Origin of the sequence: Candidatus Desulfatibia sp. (assembly GCF_036446775.1) — a bacterium.
Classification (GTDB): domain Bacteria; phylum Desulfobacterota; class Desulfobacteria; order Desulfobacterales; family UBA11574; genus Desulfatibia_A.
In genome coordinates this window covers 1-21,042 of sequence record NZ_JAZFTO010000185.1, presented here as the reverse complement: position 1 = coordinate 21,042, position 21,042 = coordinate 1, and the positions used below count along the sequence as shown (strand labels likewise).

The 21,042-nt window shown below is 45.8% G+C and carries 18 protein-coding genes; 6 read left to right on the top strand and 12 right to left on the bottom strand.

All coding sequences use genetic code 11. The features are described 5' to 3' along the window. Entirely contained in the window at positions 1-390 is a 390-nt protein-coding gene (locus tag V3S16_RS09110; protein WP_413884371.1) for a hypothetical protein, read from the bottom strand. A gap of 144 nt (positions 391-534) precedes the next feature. Between V3S16_RS09110 and V3S16_RS09105 the strand changes: the two genes are divergently transcribed. Both V3S16_RS09105 and rsmA read left to right on the top strand, forming a co-directional pair. Further along, positions 535-1,092: a DUF2062 domain-containing protein gene (locus V3S16_RS09105; protein WP_413884370.1), complete on the top strand. Its 558-nt coding sequence runs from the start codon at positions 535-537 to the stop codon at positions 1,090-1,092. Further along, entirely contained in the window at positions 1,058-1,909 is an 852-nt protein-coding gene (rsmA, locus tag V3S16_RS09100) for a 16S rRNA (adenine(1518)-N(6)/adenine(1519)-N(6))-dimethyltransferase RsmA (protein ID WP_413884369.1), read from the top strand. Before V3S16_RS09105 ends, rsmA begins: the two co-directional genes overlap by 35 nt. Positions 1,910-1,930: 21 nt before the next feature. Here the strand turns inward: rsmA and V3S16_RS09095 are convergent, their stop codons facing one another. Together V3S16_RS09095 and V3S16_RS09090 are read right to left on the bottom strand one after the other, a co-directional pair. Beyond that, on the bottom strand, positions 1,931-4,894 hold the full coding sequence (locus V3S16_RS09095) for a M16 family metallopeptidase (RefSeq protein ID WP_413884368.1): 2,964 nt from the start codon (positions 4,892-4,894) through the stop codon (positions 1,931-1,933). Between the two features lie 524 nt (positions 4,895-5,418). Next, the gene (locus V3S16_RS09090; protein ID WP_413884367.1) at positions 5,419-5,859 is read right to left on the bottom strand and encodes a hypothetical protein; all 441 of its coding nucleotides are present in this window, start codon (positions 5,857-5,859) and stop codon (positions 5,419-5,421) included. On the opposite strand from V3S16_RS09090, the gene V3S16_RS09085 reads away from it, so the two are divergent. The 4 genes from V3S16_RS09085 (at position 5,783) to V3S16_RS09070 (ending at position 10,101) form a co-directional block, all read left to right on the top strand. Then, positions 5,783-6,199: a UvrD-helicase domain-containing protein gene (locus tag V3S16_RS09085; protein ID WP_413884366.1), complete on the top strand. Its 417-nt coding sequence runs from the start codon at positions 5,783-5,785 to the stop codon at positions 6,197-6,199. The two genes, V3S16_RS09090 and V3S16_RS09085, sit on opposite strands and share 77 nt — an antisense overlap. A gap of 93 nt (positions 6,200-6,292) precedes the next feature. Continuing rightward, complete coding sequence (gene ald, locus V3S16_RS09080; RefSeq protein ID WP_413884365.1) at positions 6,293-7,405, top strand: alanine dehydrogenase; 1,113 nt, start codon at positions 6,293-6,295, stop codon at positions 7,403-7,405. A 175-nt stretch (positions 7,406-7,580) separates the two neighbouring features. Further along, the gene (gene alr, locus V3S16_RS09075) at positions 7,581-8,738 is read left to right on the top strand and encodes an alanine racemase (protein WP_413884364.1); all 1,158 of its coding nucleotides are present in this window, start codon (positions 7,581-7,583) and stop codon (positions 8,736-8,738) included. Between the two features lie 586 nt (positions 8,739-9,324). Continuing rightward, positions 9,325-10,101, top strand: coding sequence for a hypothetical protein (locus V3S16_RS09070; RefSeq protein WP_413884363.1), 777 nt, complete (start codon positions 9,325-9,327; stop codon positions 10,099-10,101). On the opposite strand, the gene V3S16_RS09065 is transcribed toward V3S16_RS09070, so the two are convergent. The 9 genes from V3S16_RS09065 to V3S16_RS09025 all read right to left on the bottom strand — a co-directional run bounded on the left by V3S16_RS09065 (position 10,098) and on the right by V3S16_RS09025 (position 20,757). Continuing rightward, entirely contained in the window at positions 10,098-10,787 is a 690-nt protein-coding gene (locus tag V3S16_RS09065; RefSeq protein ID WP_413884362.1) for an energy-coupling factor ABC transporter ATP-binding protein, read from the bottom strand. The genes V3S16_RS09070 and V3S16_RS09065 overlap by 4 nt on opposite strands. Next, complete coding sequence (locus V3S16_RS09060; protein ID WP_413884361.1) at positions 10,784-11,479, bottom strand: ABC transporter permease; 696 nt, start codon at positions 11,477-11,479, stop codon at positions 10,784-10,786. Before V3S16_RS09060 ends, V3S16_RS09065 begins: the two co-directional genes overlap by 4 nt. A gap of 252 nt (positions 11,480-11,731) precedes the next feature. Then, positions 11,732-12,664, bottom strand: coding sequence for a substrate-binding domain-containing protein (locus V3S16_RS09055; protein WP_413884360.1), 933 nt, complete (start codon positions 12,662-12,664; stop codon positions 11,732-11,734). Positions 12,665-12,698: 34 nt separating this feature from the next. Then, a complete protein-coding gene (locus V3S16_RS09050) occupies positions 12,699-13,625 on the bottom strand; it encodes a substrate-binding domain-containing protein (protein WP_413884359.1) in 927 nt (308 codons plus the stop codon). Between the two features lie 240 nt (positions 13,626-13,865). Then, complete coding sequence (locus V3S16_RS09045; RefSeq protein ID WP_413884358.1) at positions 13,866-15,644, bottom strand: ATP-binding protein; 1,779 nt, start codon at positions 15,642-15,644, stop codon at positions 13,866-13,868. Position 15,645: 1 nt separating this feature from the next. Then, positions 15,646-16,524 carry an HDOD domain-containing protein gene (locus tag V3S16_RS09040; RefSeq protein ID WP_413884357.1) on the bottom strand — a complete coding sequence of 293 codons (879 nt, stop codon included), beginning with the start codon at positions 16,522-16,524 and terminating at the stop codon, positions 15,646-15,648. A gap of 205 nt (positions 16,525-16,729) precedes the next feature. After that, positions 16,730-17,422, bottom strand: a complete 693-nt coding sequence (locus tag V3S16_RS09035; protein WP_413884356.1) for an anaerobic ribonucleoside-triphosphate reductase activating protein — start codon at positions 17,420-17,422, stop codon at positions 16,730-16,732. A 25-nt stretch (positions 17,423-17,447) separates the two neighbouring features. Then, on the bottom strand, positions 17,448-19,553 hold the full coding sequence (locus tag V3S16_RS09030) for a ribonucleoside triphosphate reductase (protein WP_413884355.1): 2,106 nt from the start codon (positions 19,551-19,553) through the stop codon (positions 17,448-17,450). Between the two features lie 370 nt (positions 19,554-19,923). Then, a complete protein-coding gene (locus V3S16_RS09025; RefSeq protein ID WP_413884354.1) occupies positions 19,924-20,757 on the bottom strand; it encodes a ChaN family lipoprotein in 834 nt (277 codons plus the stop codon). Positions 20,758-21,042: the final 285 nt, after the last annotated feature.

The window sequence follows — 21,042 nt, the reverse complement described above, 5'->3', positions numbered from 1 at the left end:
TTAGGACACTAAGTAGATTCCACGACTTTTGCGAACAATTTTGTCCGTCTTGTGAAGCCGAAAAATAATATTGCGAAGTTTTTTTTCTCCAAAACCGGTGTGGGCCTGAATTTCGGCAAACGCTACACCTTTTCGGAAACGTTTAATGACACTCAGCGCGATGTCAGCCGAAGTCGCGGCAGGTCTGCCGGCTATGGCACTGCCTTTGGCTGCCTTGGGGCCGTAAACCTGTCGGTTCTTACCGGCGGCTGTTGGCTTGATCAGCTTTTCCAATTGATCCATTTTGGCCATCAGTTTGTCAATATCTTTCCGAGTAGGGATGTTATAGTATTGCATGAAGAATTTAACCATGGCATCAAAACTTACCGATTTTCCCCTTCTCCTGGTCATGTTATTCTCCTTGGATAATGAGTATCTATGGCTGAAACGAAACAGTAATATCTAAAAAAACTAATTAACTATATTTAAAAAGTCAAGTACACCACAGACTGGAAGTTTTAGCAACTTCGCATTATCAAATCGCTGGGCGATTTTATGTTGAGAAGCAAAGGCTTTCATGTTAATCCCTTTCTGATGAAAACAGACAAGAACAACATGAACACCAAAATATCAAGCCACGGGCTCAGAAAGAATCATTTTCGGGAATTCATTGAGCGTACTAAAACGCTTCAGGGTGATCCCCACTATGTTGCCATGGGCATGGCCCTCGGAGTTTTTGTAAGCGTAACCCCCACAATCCCATTTCATACAATCATCGCCATTGCACTGGCATTTATTTTAAGAGGAAGCAAGCCTGCCGCTGCCGTCGGTGTCTGGTTCTCAAATCCGATCACCATACCTGTATTTTACATAGCAAGTTATAAAACCGGAATGTTTATGCTCGGGAAATCAATCCCTCATGACATGAATTACGAGTCAACACGGGAACTGATGACGCTGGGATTGGATGTAACCGTTGCAACGATTACAGGAGGAGCGATACTCGGTATTGTGCCGGGTATTGCGGCTTACTTTATAACGCGAAAAATATTTACAAAAATCCGTTCACGAAAAAAGCATGAGATCTCCCAAAATACTCCTTGCGGCTCATAATATGCGACCCAAGAAGCAACTCGGCCAAAATTTTTTGACGGAGCCGACCACTGCCGAGATGATTGTCAGCCGCAGCGGAATCTTGCCGGAGGATGTCGTTCTGGAAATCGGGGCCGGTCTCGGTGCCCTCACTATCCCGGTGGCTCGGACCGTTAAGAAGGTCTATGCGGTTGAAAAAGATCGTCAAATTTTAAAGATTCTTAAAACCCAGCTGCTTGCCAACAACCTTTCAAATGTTGTTTTAATGGGGGAAAATATACTTAAGATCGATATTCAGGCGCTGGCTGAAAACATTAGCCGTAAAATCGTTGTCATGGGGAATCTTCCCTACAACATCTCTTCCCAAGTTCTTGTTCAACTTATAACTTCCAGAAGCGTGGTTTGCCGGGCCGTTCTCATGTTCCAGAAAGAACTGGCCCAACGCATTACAGCTTACCCCGGCTGCAAGGAATATGGACGACTTACGGTTATGCTGCGGTACTGCAGCGATATAAAAAAACTAGCCGATGTCAAAGCTGCTCTTTTCTTCCCGAAACCCAAAGTCGATTCCGAGGTTCTTGAATTCAGATTTAAATCATCACCGGAAATATCGGCACATGATGAAATCTTCCTTTTCAAGGTCATCAAAGCAGGTTTCGGAAATAGAAGAAAAACCCTTAAAAACGCGCTTGCCGCCAGCCCGCTCAACATTGATTCCAAGACAGCCGCCCAATTACTGCAACGTTCGGATATTGATCCTGACCGCCGTGCCGAAACTCTGAGCGTCGCAGAGTTTGTCACACTAAGCAACACTCTAAGCGAGGCAAAGGTCGATTAGACAGGTGTCGGGGATCAGTAATCAGGGGTCAGCGTGGTAGGCACTTTTCTTTTTTGGTTTTACGATAATGACTACTGCCTTGCTATTGTCCAGGTATTGCCTGGCAAGCGCCGACACCTCTTCTTTTGTAATCGAAGCATAATCCGGCATTATTGTCCGGCTCCATTCGAACTGCTGAGGATGTTGTTCCGAGCCGTTGAGAACCGTATTCAACCAGTAGCCATTCTTTCGCTTCATATCTTTAATGCTGGTGAGTGTTGGATTCACGGCCCGTCTCAACGCGTCCTGGGAAGCGCCATTTTCAGCAAGATCCGCAATTAATTTTTTTACAACACCAACAACCATATCGACTTCTTCAGGGTCGACATGTATCATGACCTGAAATACGCCATATCCCGGGTAAGCTCGTTTCGGACTGTTAAAAGCAAATGCGGAATAGGCTGCTCCCAGCTTTTCCCGGACCTTCTCACGAAGTTCGTCAGAAACGATATTTGCCAGGATAGCAAAACGGCGCGTTCTGCCGATATCCCACAAATCTTCCGATGGATAGGCGATAACCACAAGGCCCTTGGGTATTTCTGTCTCAACTGGTATCAGCAGAGATTGATTAACCGGAAATTGAGGCGAACGTGATGACTTTTCTGTAGATGGGCTTGGCTTTTTAGAAAGATTGCCAAAATATTTAGACGCTGTTTTTACTACATTTTCGACATCAAAATCTCCCACTATCGAAACTTCAATATCTTCCGTTATCAATGAAGCGTCGAACCATGATCGCACATGCTCAAGGGTCAATCGCGCAAATCCTTTGTAACCGGGAAGACCGAAACGGCTGTCGCCCCCGGCAAGAAAGCGCTTTCCGGTAAGTACCATGGCCCCCTCGATGGAACTAGCGCGCCGCTGGTGTTGTTGTTTGAGGCGTTCCATGGAAAGGGTATAAGCATCTTCCCGAAAACCCGGATCAACCAGATGGGCGTATAGCAGCTGAAAAAGCAGGGGCACTTCTTCGGGAACAGTTGTGCCCGTGAAATAAAAGCGGTCTTCCCCAACACTGAAATTGACCGTCGTATTTTTCCCGGCCAGGGCCAGCTCTATGTCATCCTTGTCGAGGGTGCCGAGTCCGCTTTCATTAATCACCATTGTGCTAAGGGAAGCCAGCCCGGCCTTATCGACAGGCTCGGCAGACCGGCCCATTCCAAAAGCAAGCTTAACCAAAACTTCATTAGCCTCAAAATCTGTTTTTTTGAGGTTCAGACGCACCCCGTTTTCAAAGTCAATCCGGACAACTCCAAGATCAGACAATGTTGATCGACGCACAATCCGGCCTGCTTTTGCAGGTTCCGCAAGATAAGGAAACATCACTGCTTTAGATGCAGGCGGCCTTGATACTTGAACTTTATGGCTCCTGTTATAGGTTGCCAGTATCTGTTGCTCAGGTTTTTGGTCCCTGCCGGTCAGATCGGTATTGCCCGTTACAAGTACAAGTCTATGGTTGGGTGACCACGTTTTTTTGAAAGCATCGGCAACATTTTTTAGTGTCATGGATTTGAGCAACGGTGTAAGCAGTTCTTTTTTCTGTGAAGGCGACATAAAAACTCTATCGGCGTTCAATGACCATATTATTCTGCGTGCCAGATTCCGACTGTTGCGTGTCGGAGCCTTTTTAACCGCCTGGTCAAGTTCTGAAAGAATATTCTTTTTCACCCTTTCGAGCTCTGATTTTGCAAACCCGTGTTCCAATGCCTGCCGTAAGGTTTGCTCGATAAGCGCAAGTGATTTCTCCCAGTTCTCCGGACTGCTCTCGGCAGCTATATCGGCATATTTAATTTGGTGTAAAAAAATACCGGAACTGATAGCAGCTGAAGTAAAAGGGGTGTTCGGTTTGCCGACCAGTCTGTCCAGCCTGTTCTGAACAATTCTGTCGGCAACATTTGCCGTCAACAAGCTGCTTTGAAGGGCGAGAGAATCCGGCTTCCTTGGAATCTTTTTTATAACTTCAACGCTTATTTGGGTATTACCGGTTTCCTGTTCAAAATGGTAGAAAGATTTTACCCCATTATGGTGAATTGGTCCTAAGTCGGGCTGTGGCTCGGGAGGTGCCCGGGGGGATAAAGATGAGAATCTTTCTTCGATAAGCGACGGCGCAAGCTTAATGTCAAAGTCCCCCACCATAACAAGTATCATTTTCTCCGGCCGGTACCATGTATTGTAAAAAGCTTTAAACTGCATGCTATCGGCATTTCGCAGAACTTTTTCAACACCGATTGGAAGTCTCTTCGATATTCTTGAGTCAGGAAACTCGAACTTCATAGTCGCAACATGGGTTCGATACGACGCTGAATCCCTGGTTCGCTTTTCAGCCAGAACTACCCGCCGCTCTCTGGCAACCTCTGACTGTAAGAGAAGCGCACCTTCGGCATAGTCTTGCATTACAACAAGTCCTTGCTCCAGGCCTTCCCGGCTGCCTTCAGGCAGCAGGATATCATAAACGGTTTTATTAAAGCCGGTATAAGCATTGGCATCGGGTCCAAATTGCATCCCGATGCTTTGGAAATATTTTACAAGTTCTCCGGGTTTAAAGTTCGTAGAACCGTTAAAAAGCATGTGTTCCAGAAAATGAGCCAAGCCCTGCTGAGAGTCTGATTCATTTGTTGAGCCGGCCTGAACATTCAGGTGCATGCTCACCCTGCCTTTGGGCTTATGATTTTCCATTAATACATACCTGAATTCATTCTTCAGTTTTCCAAATACAACAACAGGATCCGGTAAAAGATTACTCTTTTCATGGGGCCATTCATTTAGAGCGTCGATTTGTTCAGCAGCAGCTGTGGCAATGGAAAGATGGATGGGGGAATTTTGAAAGAAAAAGCTGCTGCCGGTGTTGCCAACACCTAGTTTGCCGGAGAAAAAAAATAATGCAGTACCTATAATTGCAGCCCATGTGCAAAACCTTGAGATAAAAGGGCCTAATCGTTTTTTGGACATAATTATACTCCTGCCATCCCTAATCGAGCGAAACGCTCGATGTCCGTTGTTCGTTGTCTGTTGTCCGTAGCTAATTTAACCCTAATCGAGCCAAAACTCGATCAGGTGTCTGTGGTCAGTTGTCCGTAGTCAGTGGTTTTACAGGTTCTTTGGGCCTCTTTTTGTGTTTCACCTGTAGTTGAAATATAATTTCGCTTCTTATTGCCTTAGCAACGGACGACGGACAACAAACAACTGACACATTGAGTTTTAACTCAATTAGGGTATTACTCTTTACGAAACCGTTATGGATAATATAAAACAAGTCATAGAAATGACAATATCTCTGGAAACGATTTTCGACAGAAATGAAAAGCCTTCAGCCTGCTCGCTCAAAATATTAAACAGACTGAAGGCTTTTTAGGGCTGCTAAATCGGTCGGCGTAAGAATGCTAAAGTATTAAAGCCAATTTGCAATTTGTGGAGAAAACGTCCCTAAGTCCCGTTACCGAGCTGGGACGTGGAATACACTCTGCTGCCGGCTACTACTTCTTCACATAAAGGCCGCGCGACTTTGCAACGATCATACCTTTGTTTGAAAGCTTGTAAAGCGCGTTGCTGAGCTGTCTGGGATTAAGTTTTGTTTTTTTCTTCAATGCAGCGACAGTAATGCCTTTCCTGGTTCTTTGAATGGCACCATATACGGCCTCCAGGACGGTAGCTTTTTTCTTCGCCACGGCTTTTTTAGCGGGAGCTTTTTTCTTCGCCACGGCTTTTTTCGCAGGAGCTTTTTTCTTCGCCACGGCTTTTTTCGCAGGAGCCTTTTTCTTCGCCACGGCTTTTTTCGCAGGAGCCTTTTTCTTTTTGGCAGGAGCCGTTTTGGGGGCTTTAAGTTTATCTAACTGTTTTGTGATTTTATCTACCTGTTTGGAAAGAGTTGCCAGTGACTTAGATACGGTCCTTAATTGCACTTTTAATTTCTTCATTTACACTTACCTCCTTAATTGGTTGATATTCTTTACTACAACAATACTTCACTCTAAAAGCTATTTTATAGAATGTCAACCAAATCTGCAATTAAAATACAATTCTAATATTCCTTATCACGAAGCACTGAATTCTTCTCAAATGGAGGCGGTCAACTTCACTGAAGGGCCGCTGCTGGTGATTGCCGGGGCCGGCAGCGGGAAGACCAGAACGCTTACGTACAGGGTTGCTCGTCTTGTGGAAAAGGGCGTTGCGCCGGATTCTATTCTTCTTTTGACATTTACCCGCAAAGCATCGTTTGAGATGCTGAAACGAGCTGCGCTGCTTTTAGACAATTGATATGCAACTTGGGCCTTGATATGTAAGCCCAGAAATTATATATTTAGTAAATACTGCAATTAAGCTTATAATTTTTTTCTGGCGGAGGTTGAGATGATTATCGGAATCCTAAAAGAAATCAAAACCGAAGAACATCGCGTTGCCATGACCCCGGCCGGGGTGGAAGTAATGCAACAAAACGGACATACGGTGCTGGTGGAGAAAAATGCCGGCAGGGACAGCGGGTTCACAAATTCCTCTTATGCCAAAGCCGGCGCTGAAATTGTAAATACGCCCGCTGAGATTTATAAACGCTGTGACATGGTGATGCATGTCAAGGAACCCTTGCCTTCCGAATATGAGCTCATCAAAAAGGACCAGATCATATTCACCTATCTGCACCTGGCTGCATTAGAAGAGCTGACAAAAGTCCTTATTAAAAGCCGCAGTATCAATATTGCCTATGAAACCATTCAAAAGGCCGACGGCTCTTTGCCGCTTTTGACCCCTATGAGCGAAGTGGCGGGATGCATGGCCATCCAGCAGGGAGCCAAGTATTTGGAAATGGCCCACGGCGGCGCGGGTATTCTGCTGGGAGGCGTGCCGGGAGTAAACCCCGGCACGGTGGTCATTATCGGCGGCGGGGTCGTTGGCACCCAGGCAGCCAAGACGGCTTGCGGTCTGGGTGCTAAGGTTTATGTGCTCGACACCAACCTTGAGCGACTGCGCTACCTGAGTGATATAATGCCCCGGAACTGTTTTCCTCTGATGTATGATCCGGCGATCCTTCGCGAACTATTAAAAAAAGCCGATTTAGTCGTTGGGGCTGTTCTTATTGTCGGCGCCCAAGCTCCCAAAATTATAACCCGCGATATGCTAAAAACCATGAAAAAAGGGGCCGTGATCGTGGATGTAGCCATCGATCAGGGTGGCTGCTTCGAAACCTCAAGACCGACCACCCACAATGATCCGATTTATAACGTTGACGGAATTGTGCATTACTGCGTGGCCAACATGCCGGGCGGTGTCGCCAAAACATCCACCCTGGCTCTTACCAATGCGACGTTGCCGTATGCACTTGAAATTGCGGACAAAGGCTGGAAAAAAGCGTTCAGAGAAAACCCTGAAATCAAACTGGGTGCCAATGTGGTCAAGGGTAAAGTCACTTGTAAGGGCGTTGCCGACGCCTTCGGCCTTAAATATGTTTCCATTGATAGTCTGTTGTAACCACAGGTCCTGGTTGCTGGTCGGATCGAAGATCCCGCCTCAGCGGAGATGCCGGATACTGGATACTGGATGCCGGATACTGGATACTGGATGCTTGTTGCTGGTTACAGGAATCGGATTGCCGTTAAAACTGCCTTTTTTCTATACGCTAAACCATTCTTAAAGGAGGAAACCTTTGGACACGCCGTTAGTATGGGCAGAAATTGATCTGAAAGCCATAGCGCAAAACGTGCGTGCCCTACGTCGTATTACCAACGCTGAGGCCCGCTTGATGGCGGTTGTCAAAGCCAATGCATACGGACACGGAGTTATAGAGGTTACCCGCCGGGCTTTGGAGAGCGGTGCGGATGTTCTGGGTGTGGCCCGCTTAAATGAAGGCATTGAGCTCAGAAAAGCAGGTTTTGATGCGCCGACTCTGATATTCGGCTATACTCCGCCTGCGCTCGCCAAAAAGCTGCTCGAATTTGATCTGACTCAAACGGTCTGGTCGTATCAAACCGCTGCGGCACTTTCAGCGGCGGTTTCAGCGGGTAAAGCACTGAAGGTACACCTCAAAGTCGACTCCGGTATGGGAAGGCTCGGACTGCTGCCGGACTGCTGCAGACTGCCGGCGCTGGATGCGAATTCGTCAGCTAAGGCCCTCGGCGAAGTTGAATCGATCGCATCTCTCTCCGGTCTCCAGTTAGAAGGCGTATACACACATTTTGCCGCGGCTGACAGCGCTGACAAGTCATATGCCGGCAAGCAGTTTGAAATGTTTACAGAATTTTTAGATGAAATTCGCAAAGCCGGTCTGGATATCCCCGTATGCCACGCTGCCAACAGCGCAGCAATTATCGACATGCCTGAAACTCATCTTGACATGGTGCGCGCCGGCATCTCCATCTATGGACTCTATCCCTCTGATGAAGTTGAGAGGGACCGTATTGAGCTGCAGCCGGCCATGACTCTGAAATCCAGAGTGATTCACCTAAAAAAAGTCCCGGCCGGCTTCAAAGTCAGCTATGGCATGACTCACGAAACCTCAAAGCCCACAACCATAGCCTCGGTACCGGTCGGTTATGCCGACGGCTTCAGCCGGCTGCTTTCTTCCCGGGGCCATATGCTGGTCGGTGGGCGCCGGGCGCCCATCGTCGGGAGGGTTTGTATGGATACGACCATGCTGGATGTAGGGCATATCCCTGACGTCGATCTTGAGGATGAGGTGGTAATCTTCGGTCGGCAGCAGGATGCGTCCATTACCGCAGATGAAATTGCCGCATCCTTAAACACCATCAATTATGAAATCGTATCCTCCTTAACCGCCCGCATACCCAGAGTTTATCTACAATGATATCAAACTATGTCAGGGTCGGGGAGTTTTCTCTTATGGTCGCTTCATGGAAAATCTTTTTTTAAACCGTGTGATCACGCCAAAGGCGGATAAAACTCGTGTTTAAGGGCCCGTAAAGAAAGAACAGAGTTTTGATAAAAACTATGCCCGCCATTTTTTTGTTCATTTATGCCAAAAAATTTACAGCATTTCACCTTTTTTATCCCGCAAAGCTTCCTTATTAAGCCCAAAAGTATTACCTTAATTTTTATATGATTGCATCCGGTTGATATCATATATGTTTAACCCGGATTTATCATTAGAAATTCAGATTAGGTGTTTTTAACAAACCTGTGGAGACCATTTGTAATTGGCACAAATATTGCTTAATTTCTACTGATGTGTTGCCTCAGAGCATCGCAAGGTGAAGTATTCAGCGTTTATAGATTTCTATTTTAAATTTGAATTCCCGTTGCTTGCAGCGCGGGATGAATTTTAGCCCCGCTTTAAAAGCGGGGTAAACCTTTCGTCAATCTGATCCCGTCCCGCTGAAAGCGGGACGGGAGTTTCATAAAATCGTAACACGATTTTATTCATAGAGGGCTAAATGAAAAGCACATCTTTAAAAACTTTTTCCGGCCTGGCGGTAATGATTGATCTGAGAAACTTCTCTGAAGTTTCTCGAAGACTCCTTATTCAAAAGAAAAAACCATTTAGCAACACCCTGAAATGGCGAATTTATGAAGTCATATTTGATTTTTTGTCAGACACCATGGAAACCATAATTGGCAGTAATAATGATATATTATTTGATTTCAAACACACGGGCGATGGCTTCCTGTTAGTTACAAAACACCATCGTAACAGGAGTCAGCACTTTATAAACGGCTTTCTTTTGCTGCTTGATATTTACTTGCATCTTGACCAATCAGTACCGGAACTTAACACCAAAATAATAGACCTGTTAGAAGACAACCCTAAAATAGTGAGTGGTAATAGGCAGTTGCGCTATATAGAAAACTTGTTTACAAATATGTCCGGATCAATATGGCGTAAATATATCGATTTTTCTGTTGGCGCTCATTGCGGCACGATCTTTTATAAAACATATGGAACTCAGAAGATTTTCTTAGGAAACACCATTAACCAGGCATCCAGATTTCAAGCTTTGTCAAAAACTTTTTCAGATTACAACCTTTTTTTTAGCCAGGAAGTATCCAGTCGTTTGGGTAAAGCCATAAAAAACCCCAATCTATTCTCAGAGCTTTCAACAAAGTGGTTTAAGGATCTTGATAGAATTGAAATAAAGGGTTTCGGTCCCACCGCTGTCAAAACAATCGAAAGGAAGCATGTGGGCCGTTTTAAAGAAAAATTGATACCCTAACCCACTTTTTTCATGAAGAATTTCTCGCCGGCAGCGTCGATAAGTTTTCCGTGATTTAGCAACAAGGTGTGATGCGCCAAAGAATCGACCTGATAACGGTCATGCGTTGTAAAAATGATCGTTATTTTTTTTTGGTCATTTACCTGACGCAGAATGTTTATTATCGCTACCTGGTTTTCCACATCGACGCTTGAAGTGGGTTCATCGCACAAAAGGACTTCAGGATTAACCGCCAGTGCCCGGGCAATCGCCACCCGCTGGGTCTCGCCACCGGAGAGCCGATGTGCCGGCGCCTGAACCAGGTGTTGCATTCCCACCAACTCAAGCGATTCTTCAATAATACGATTTCTTTCTTTTTTAGGTATTTGTCTTACTTTAAGGCCAAATTCCAGATTCTTGTGGACCGTAGTTGTAAAGAGGATGGGGTGCTGTTCTACCAAAACAACCGACTTGCGCAGGGGTTGCAGGCAGAATTCGGTAAATTGGACTGGTTGCAGGCAGTAATGCATGTTGCCTGTTGTGGGCGGCTCCAGAAAACCGAGAATATTCAAAAGGGTGGTTTTCCCGGCGCCGTTATGTCCCAGCAGGGCGTAAATCCGTCCTTTTGCTATCTCCAGTAGCGGGATATCAAGGACGGTCCTGGTCGCGTAGACCTTGGTGAGTTTTGAGATTTTATAAACTTTCAAACCCTGGTTTTTCCCTGAAAAAAATGAAACATAAGATTAATCGTAAAACTCAGGCCCAGCAGGATAATGCCCAGGGCGACGGCCGGTGCAAACTGCCCTTTGTCGTATTCCAGGGCCATGGCCGTAGTCATGGTGCGGGTAAACCCCCGGGCATTTCCTCCCAGCATCATGCTGATACCAACCTCGGCAATTACCCGGCCGAAAGCGGCGATAACCGCGGCAACAATCCCAAAACGCGCCTCTCTTAAAATCACAAAGGCGGTCTGCCGGCGATTGGCGCCCAGGGTTATGGCGGTTTTGCGATAGCGCTCGTCGATCCTGCTGATCGCGGCTATGGTAAACGTTGCTACAATCGGCAGGATCAAGATGGTCTGCCCGATGACCATGGCCTTCTGGGTATAGAGCAGATCCAGTGGTCCGAGGATGCCCCGGCGCGAGATAAAAGCATAAACAAAAAGGCCGATAACAACCGTTGGGAGCGCCAGCAGAGTATTCAAACAGGTGATTACCATACGTTTGCCCGCAAAAGATTCAAAAGCAATAAAAAACCCCAGCGGTATTCCCATCAGGCTGGCAATCACCGTTGAGGTCCCGCTAACTTTTATGGAGATTGCCACAATGGAAATAATTTCCGGGTCTAAGGAAGCAACCAGCAGAAGCGCCGAAAAAAAACTGTCAATCAGAAGGTCCATATCTATTCACTTAACGGATAACCCCCAACCCGGACAAACCGGAACCAAAGAGGGTATATATAAAAATTAGGCAGTTGTACCATTTAACAAGCTGATACTGGATGCTTGATACTGGATGCTTGATACATAAAAAAATAAATTCCATATTTTATCCGGCATCCAGAAACCAGCATCCAGCATCTTATTCATAAAGGCGTCACATGGTGTTATAAATTTTTGGCCACAAAAAGCAAAAAAATTACAACTAAGGAACTAATCTGATTTTGACTTGCTTAAGGTCATAGCGTCCGGATAAAAAAGCTGTTTCCCCTGTAGTCTGTAATTCAAGATTATGGACTGCGCTTTGGCTGAAACCAGCCATTTTGCGAACTGCTGTGCCAGGGCATACCGCACATGCGGGTGCCTGGCAGGGTTAACCGGAATTACACCGTAAGGGTTGTTCAGCAGGGGATCTTCCGCGCACATGATTTCCAGATCAAGGCCTGCGTCGCGGCCGTAACGGTACTTGATATAAGTCCCTCGATCAGCCAGAGTGTAAGCTCTTTTTTCATCGGCAAAGGTGATAGTCCGGCCCATTCCCTGACCAATGGAAAGATACCATTTTTCAGATCCGACGGGATGCAGAAATTCTACCGTGCTTTTCTTTCCTTTTTTCACAATGGTACTTGTGGCGAATTTCAGCGCCAGGCCGGTTGCCATCCACAGGTCTTGTTCCTTGGTATGAGTACCGCTGTCATCCCCTCGTGAGACAAACAGGGCTTTGGCGGCGGCGATCTTTTTCAGGGCTGCTGTTGCCTCCTGCATGCCTTTGATGCCGGCCGGATCATTAGAAGGACCCAGAATAATAAAATCGTTGTGCATCACCGCATAACGTTTGGTTCCGTATCCGTCTTTAATAAATTTTGCTTCCCTTGCTCTGGCATGCACAAAGATCACATCTACGTTACCGTCGATGCCGTCACGAATGGCAGCCCCGGTTCCCTTGGCAAACACTTTGACCCGGGTGCCGGTGTCTTGTTCGAAAGGCGGAAGGAGAACATCGAGCAGGCCCGAAGCCAGGGTGCTGGTTGTGGTAGACATTTTCAGAACCTTTTCTTTAGCCCAAGCACCTTCCATAAAAACACAGGTGATTATGATTGCACTTGCAGCCGCTAAAATATACCGGCCCAACCTACGATTATGCATGTTCATTTCCAATTTCATTTTTGTGGCAGTAGCTTTAAGAAACACTCTGCTTGTTTCGTCCGGGATAGATCATCTTGCCCGAGAGTGCTAAATCGTAACCGGCATTATCTTGAGCCAGTGCTTTAAAGTCTTCTCCACGAAGCAGACCGAGAAATAGCTGCACCCCCTCGTCGAAAAAGCGCTCCTTGGAAATCATAAGATCGTAACGCTCCCAGCGAAGAGGAACAAACCCGATATCGAGCACTGCGGCCACCGCACGGATTCCCGGCCCTGCATCGGCGCGACCGGTAAGAATTTCAAGGCCGACATCCAGGTGCCGGTGAACTTCACGATGGTATCCATCGATCTTTTCACCTTTAATGCCGGCCTTTCTTAGTTCGCGGTCCAACAGCAGCCTTGTGCCGGTTCCCAGCGGCCGGTTGACTATCTGCAAACCCGGTTGATTCAGGTTCGCAATGCCGGATATCTTTTTAGGATTTTTCTTGCTTACCAGTATGCCCTGCTCACGTTTGCAGAAATTGACTATGGCCGGCATGGCTCCCAGTTCCTTGACGGCAAAATCAAAATTATATTCGACCTCATCGTCCTGAATCAGGTGGCTCGCGGCCATATGGCAGAGGTTGCGTCGCAGGGCCTTCAGCCCTCCCATGCTCCCCAGGTTACCAAACACCGCTACGTGGTTTGTATAAAGCGCATTAAAGAGAGTAATGGTTCTGTCCAGAAGAGGATCATTGCTTCCGGCAATAATCAATAGTCCGTGGTAAGGCGGAAGGTGGTCTGTACTCTCGGGATAATTGACGGTGTGGGCCTCAACCCACTGCTCCACCAGGTGCCGCGGAAAAATCCACTTGCCGGTAACTTTGGTTGCCGGCAGTCCCTTTTCGGCAACCAGTGTATAAACCATCTTTTCGTTTACTCCCAGAAACCGGGCCACCTCTTTGGTTGATAAAAATCTTTTCATTTTCCGGCTTGTCCAGGCTGTGTTGTTGTTTATGAAATATCCGGGTTAAATATCTGAACCTATAGTTTTTAGGTTATTATTTGTCAATATTTATTTAATTTAATTAATTACCTGACTCATAACAACCAATACTAACCATAAATCGTAAATATTTTCGCCTTTCAAGAAGAGTCACACCTCAATTGAGCGAAAGTCGAGGATGCCCCAGAGTTTCTTCATTTTGTTTACGATCAATTGAGGTCACACTAAGTGAGTGGATGGAGGATAAGGTTTGGTTGTTGAATTGATAACATTTTTTACTGCCATGCCAATTTTTTCAAACGTATACGGCTTTTGGACATATTGACCGGCGCCCAGTCTTTGACACTCTTTGACCCGCTCGGTTTCTGAAAATCCACTGGTGATGATGGCTTCCTGCTGCGGATGCAGCTTGATGATTTTTCTGTAGGTGTCCAGACCGTCCATGCCGGGATCCATAATCATGTCCAGGAGCATTAAATCCACGGAGTTGTTTGCAACATGATCAACGGCTTCTTCGCCACTGGCGACGGTGGCAACCGAATAGCCCAGTTGGGTCAGGATCCCGGATGCAATTTCTCTTTGCATCTGCACATCATCAACTACTAAAATTTTCTGACCGCTGCCCATATAAGCTTCCATGGGAACGGTGGTTTGCTGGGCAGAAATCGCTTTTCTGGTAACCGGAAAATATAGCTCAAAGGTAGTGCCGACACCTTCGATACTGTGAACATCTATGGAACCCTGATGGTCTTTAACCGTTCCATAAACAACTGCCATACCTAAACCGGTTCCGCTGCGGCCCATTACTTTTTTGGTGTAAAAGGGCTCAAAGATTCTATTAAGATCTTCAGGAGCAATGCCTGTTCCGTTATCAACAACTTTTAAAATAACAAATTCTCCCTCCTGTATGCTGAGATCGTAACCGTTGATGGGCCTGTCGACATATTGATTTTTGGTGGATAATGTAACGGTTCCTCCGTCTGGCAAAGCTTCGGCTGCATTCGTAACCAGATTCATAATCGTTTTGTCAAGGTGCACCGGTTTTCCGACAATGTTAAGCAAATCCGGTTCTATATCGGTTTCGATCTTAACACCAGGATGATGCAATTTTAGTTTTTGATACACAGAAGACTGCAAATAAGACGTAACAACATCATTCAAATTCATAATTTCAGTACTACTTACGCCTCGGCGTGCCAGCGTTAACAGATCCTGTACAAGTTCCGCCATTCTATTAGCCGCATCCAGCGAAGACTTTAGATAGTGCAAATTGGGGTCGTCTTCAGGCATATTCATCAAGGCCAGTTGAATATAGCCCGAAATACCCCCTAGAATGTTATTGCTGTCATGCGCAAAACCGCCGGCCAAAAGTCCGATAGCTTCCATTTTCTCTGCACGGGCAATTCTTTCCTGCAGTTCTTTTTTCTCTTTTTCCGCCTTCTCAAGATCGGTTAAATCCATAGCAAAGCCAATGACACCGATAACTTTGCCGTCAATATCTTTGTATGGAAATTTATCTACAAGTAAAGATTTGCGGCCTTGGACTGTTTCCAGAATGCCGGTTTTTTGCAGCACCGGTTTTCCTTTTTGGATTACTTCCGAATCATCGTTCAAAACTTGCCCCTTATTGCCGGGAAACAGTTCGGCATGGGTCTTGCCAAGCACCTCATTCATAGGGATGCCAATGATTTGAATGAATGTTTTATTTGCGCGAATATATCTTTGCGCTTTATCTTTATAGAAAATCATTGCCGGTGACGAATCCAGCATTATTTCCAGTTCACGGCCTTTTGCTTCTAAAATAAGTTGAGTTTCTTTTAATTCTTTGGTGCGCTCGAAAACCTTTTTTTCCAAGCTGGACAGTAAATCAAAATAGTCCTTCGTTGAAGTGGTATATTCCTCTTTGGTAATGCAAAGTTCATTGGCAAGATGCTTTATGCGTGTCTCCAAGCGGACGATCTTATCTTCAAGTTTTTTGCTATTTTCAGATTGTGTCATTCTAAAACAACCCCTGCTCTTCCATTTCGTTGAGTTCTCGCTTTGCATCCGCTACGATCAAATCCAGTGCATGCGGGTCTATGTTCAGCTCAGTCAAGCATTTATCAAAAACTTCGTTGTTCCGAAAAGGGGCTTCTGAATATCCTATGCTGCTGTTTTGGGAGCAGTCTTCCGCAATATATAATGTCGAAGCAAGCTTAGAGAACTCCTGTTCAGCCTCAAGGGGGCTGTCATGATATCCGATAGCCGTAACAAGCTCTTGTGGAAGATTCCAATTTTCAGCGATGGCCATCCCAATATCGGCGTGATGTAAGCCCAAAACTTCCTGCTCGGCCTCTGACAAATTCTTTTTTTCATGCTTTGCTTTACTCAAAACTAGGCTAAAGTCGTTTTGTAAAAACTGAGACTCCACGATAATACCGATGTCATGCAGTAAACCGGCAACATATGCATTGGCGCCTCTTTTCCTGAATTCCCTTCGGTAAATCATTTTCGTGAGCAGGGCTACGGCAACAGAGTGTTTCCACAGGGAGTGTATTGAATGCCCGTTAATAGAATCATTTTCGTTAAAGATTCCAGCGACCTTCTGGCTCAACGCCATTTCTTTTAAAGTATCGAAGCCTATCCAGATCAACGCTTGCTTAATTTCTCCGATTTTTTGGGGGGGAGAATAATAGACAGAGTTTGCGACCCTTAGTACTTTGGCGGTCAAGGGAGGGTCAATTTCGACCATTTCCTTTAAGTCCCATATCGATGATTTAGGGTCATTAATGATCCTGACGACACCGGAAACGATGCTTTTAATCGAAGAAATTTCGGACCGATTCACCAAATTTACAAGTTTTTTAAGCTTTTTTTGTTTTTCCGCATCCAGGTCCATATCAACCTCCGTTCCATGACCGCATTATAAATGTTTATTGTTTACCTAAATTGTAAAGAAAGGTCTTCTATCTCATGTATTTATATCGGTTACCCAGCAAAAAAACTTTAATTGCCTTTGCAAAACCAAAATATATTTTTCATGAGCAATGCGGGATGGGATCTTACACGGGTCAGGCAGGCTTGCGGTGATGGCTTGTAGTTTCTCAGCGGACAATGCACTTTTGAACCCAGGGTTCCGCCACAGATTTAAAATGCATAAGTTCGTTATGATCATACTTGCAGTTATCATGCTCGAAAAACTCCGGTTGCAGGACCCCGAAGTTTTTAAATTGCTGGAGGGCATAAAGCATTGCACCCTTAATGCGCTGCGCAATGCGTTCAACAACGTTTTCATCCACCAGCGGTTTTATGCATGTCGTCCTGAATTCATAGGTTATCCCCGATTGCATAATGATTTGAATGCTTGTAAAAATCTGTTCCGGATCGCAATTTTTTTGGATTAAGGGCGAGTAGTTCCAGGGGTCTGTTTTTATATCCATGGCAATGTAGTCGATAAGGCCTTCAGCTAAAAGCCCTGCAATCATCTGCGGCCGGCTTCCATTTGTGTCCAGTTTTATCGGATAGCCCATTTTTTTAATTTTGGCACAAAGGGCAAAGAGATCTTTATTGAGGGTGGGTTCTCCGCCGGAGAGTACAACCCCGTCTAAAAAAATTTTACGCCGTTCCAGGAAATCATAAACGCGGTGCTCTTCTAAAACTTCCGCAGGCTTGCCTCTGGCAAGATCCGGATTATAGCAATGGGGGCATTTGAAATTGCACCCGGAAAAGAAAAGTACGCAACTTATTTTTCCGGGGTAATCGATAAAGGAATTTTTTTGCCAGCCGCCGATTATCATAATACATGACTTTTTCCGGTTAGGATTAGAGGGCGGAAGAGGAATCCAGTCTGAATGTTTTTCTTGCGTCAAATTCAGCTTGCTTGCCGTAATTCCATTGCTTAACCGGCCTTAAATAGCCGACCACCCTTGAGTAGACTTCGGTATCCTGCTTGCAAGACGAACATTTTTCCTGTCTGCCGTCCAGATACCCGTGAGATGGACATACGCTGAATGTAGGTGTAAGCGTAAAATAAGGCAGCCGGAAATTGGAGGTTGTTTTTTTGATCAGCCCTTTGATTACCTCTGTATCACTGACCCGTTCCCCAAGGAAAATATGGAAAACCGTTCCGCCGGAATATTTTGTTTGCAGACTATCCTGGAGCATCAGGGATTCAAAAATATCATCGGAATAGTTTACCGGAAGTTGGGTGGAGTTGGTGTAGTATGGAGCGGCTCCTTGGCGATATTCAGCTTCGTTGGCACACTGGATATCCGGGAACTGCTTTTTGTCGAGCATAGAGAGACGATATGAGGCCCCCTCCGCAGGCGTGGCCTCAAGGTTGAAAATATCGCCGGTTGCATCCTGTGTTTCTGCTATCAAGTCGCGGATAAAATCCATAACTCTCAGTGAAAATGTCTGTCCGGGCTCGGAGGCAATGTTTTTGCCCATGAAATTTATACAGGCCTCGTTCATGCCGATTATTCCGATAGTGGAAAAATGATTCTTCCAGTAGAGCCCATTAACGTTTTTAATCGCTCTTAAATAATATTTGGAATAAGGATAGAGATTTCTATCCGTAAATTTTTCAAGAACCTTCCTTTTAATGGAAAGACTTTCCGAGGCAAGATGCACTTTTTCTTTTAAACGTGAGAAAAAGTCTTCTTCGTCTTCCGCAAGATATCCGATGCGTGGCAGGTTGATGGTCACCACACCGATCGACCCGGTCAGGGGGTTGGCGCCAAACAATCCGCCACCCCTTTTCAAAAGCTCCCGATTGTCAAGACGCAGCCGGCAACACATGGACCTGGCGTCTTCAGGCGAAAGGTCGGAATTGACAAAGTTGGAAAAATAGGGGATTCCGTACTTGCCCGTCATTCGCCAGATCATCTCAAAGCTTGGATTGTCCCAGTCAAAATCGGCCGTAATATTATAAGTAGGAATGGGAAAGGTAAAGACTCGGCCCTTGGCGTCACCCGCCATCATCACTTCGGCAAAGGCCCTGTTGATCATATCCAATTCCGTCTGGAAATCGGCATATGTCTCGTTCCGCTCGATTCCACCAACTACGACCGGCTGGTCTTTCAGAATGGAAGGTACGTTAAGATCCATGGTAATGTTGGTGAAGGGCGTCTGGAAACCGACGCGGGTGGGGATGTTGATGTTAAAAACAAATTCCTGGAGCGCCTGCTTAACCTCTTTGTAATCCAGGTTGTCATAGCGCACAAAGGGTGCCAGCAGGGTGTCAAAGTTTGAAAATGCCTGGGCGCCGGCGGCCTCGCCCTGCAGCGTATAGAAAAAATTGACGATTTGCCCGAGGGCTGATCCGAGATGCTTTGGGGGAGCACTTTCGACCTTACCTTCGACGCCTTTGAAACCTGTTTTAAGCAAATCCTGCAGATCCCATCCCACACAGTAAACGGCAAGAAGGCTAAGATCGTGAATGTGAAAATCGCAGTTAATATGGGCAGACCTGATCTCAGGGGGATAGATACTGTTCAACCAGTACTCTGAAGTTACATCTGAAGATATATAATTGTTAAGGCCCTGGAGGGAATAGCACATATTGCTGTTTTCTTTGATTTTCCAATCCAGCTTCCTGATATAGTGCTCAACAAGATCAATGCTGGCCTTGGTGGCAATTTTTCTGATCTGGGCATGCTGCTCCCGGTACAGGATATATGCTTTGGCCGTTTTATAAAAGGGCGAGTCGAGCAGCACTCTTTCAACAATATCCTGAATCCCTTCGACTTCGGGAATGGGTCCCAGACGCAGTTCGTGAGCCAGGGTTAAAACCCGCAGCGTCAGTTTGCGGGCATCCCTTTCCTCGAATTCTCCCGTGGCCTTACCGGCTTTTGAAATTGCTGTGGTGATTTTAGACGAATCGAACTCTACAACCTTTCCATGGCGTTTTTTTATCTCTTGGAACACGGATGTCACCTCTACCGCTAATTAATATTACAAATTTCAAGGATGTGTGCTGTTGCAGATGAGACCTTTGCAAATTTCAAAGGTCTCGCAGACGTCCGCTTCTAATAATGTCTACAACAAGACGGTCAGATACGTTGTCGGGAAGCTGTGTATTTTCAAAACAGTTCTTTTCATAGCGCAATATCTTGTTATTTGTCAATTAGTAATTTCAATATATAGTGCTATGATGGCAGTCTGGGTTGAATATTTTTAAGAATTACAGAAAGTAAGGATGCTGGAGCATGATTTTCTTGTTAGGTCTTTAAAAATCTGGTCTTCCGAGCCTGTCGAGGATCCCGCATAGCGGGGGGTGCTTTGCTGCTATTCCGGCTTACTTTTTGGGGTGAGGTTTTTTCCGGGATGTTGCCCAGATATAATCGGCGTAATCGCTTTCGACCTCCTCTCCGGCGGTTGCCGGAAAAATAGTCCTAAACTCGGCGCCTGTCCGCCGGAAGGCCCTGTCCGGTATGCCGAACTTGCGGATGATATGACCGTTGCCGGCTATAACGATCATCATATCATCCTTCAGATTAAGGGCTACCGCGGCAGCCATGGTATCTTCCCACACGCTCTGGGCCTCGTAAAAAAAATCAAAATTATCAATCCTGGTGGTACGGTGCTGGTTGAATACCTTCTCCACATAAGCCCTGTGGGCTTCGTTCGAGGTGTCGATGTTCTGGGGAATGTGCTTTCTATCATCGGCGGACAGGTTCTCGATACCGCCCACGGCTATTTTGGGAGGGATATGGAAGGGGACATTAAGGCCTACCAGCCGGATCTTTTCCTGTTTGGTAAACTCCAGGATATCTTTGTATAATTCAAAATCATATTTCCAGTTGGCATACCAGTGCACCTTTTTTAAAAACGTTTCTTGATCCAGTTCACCGGCTGACCAGCGCTTCAGTATATGCTGGTAAGTTTGATCAAACATTTCCATGCCGACGACAATATTCGGATGGGTTTTGTAAACCGCTTTGATTATATCAAGCTGAATGCGATGATGGACCGGGTCAAAGTGTCGCTCCCCAACATATATTACCCGGACTCCGGCCAGGTCCGCCATTAACTCATCAAAAGATACAGCTTCACCTGTTTTGGTGGAGATTATAGTATCTGGATCAAAAGATGTCGACAAGTCCTTTATGAAAAGTCTCTTTGGTGCCACAGCGCACCCCCACATTAAACTCATTAAGACCGCGCAGAAACAAGTTCTGCATAACCATTTTTTTAATAGTCTGATTTTATTTTGATGTTGTACAGGTTTCATCTGTTTATTGATTTTGTTGCCGGTTGCGTGTTAGTGTTAAGACTTAGGGCTCGCGCAAAAATAACTTCACATTTTTACATCTCAGCTTCAGCCCATCTTTGGCTGATACCTCACTCGCAAAATCCGCGAAATAGCCAGCTATTCCTGTGGTTTTGCTCTCTCGGATCAGCCAAACCTGAACCA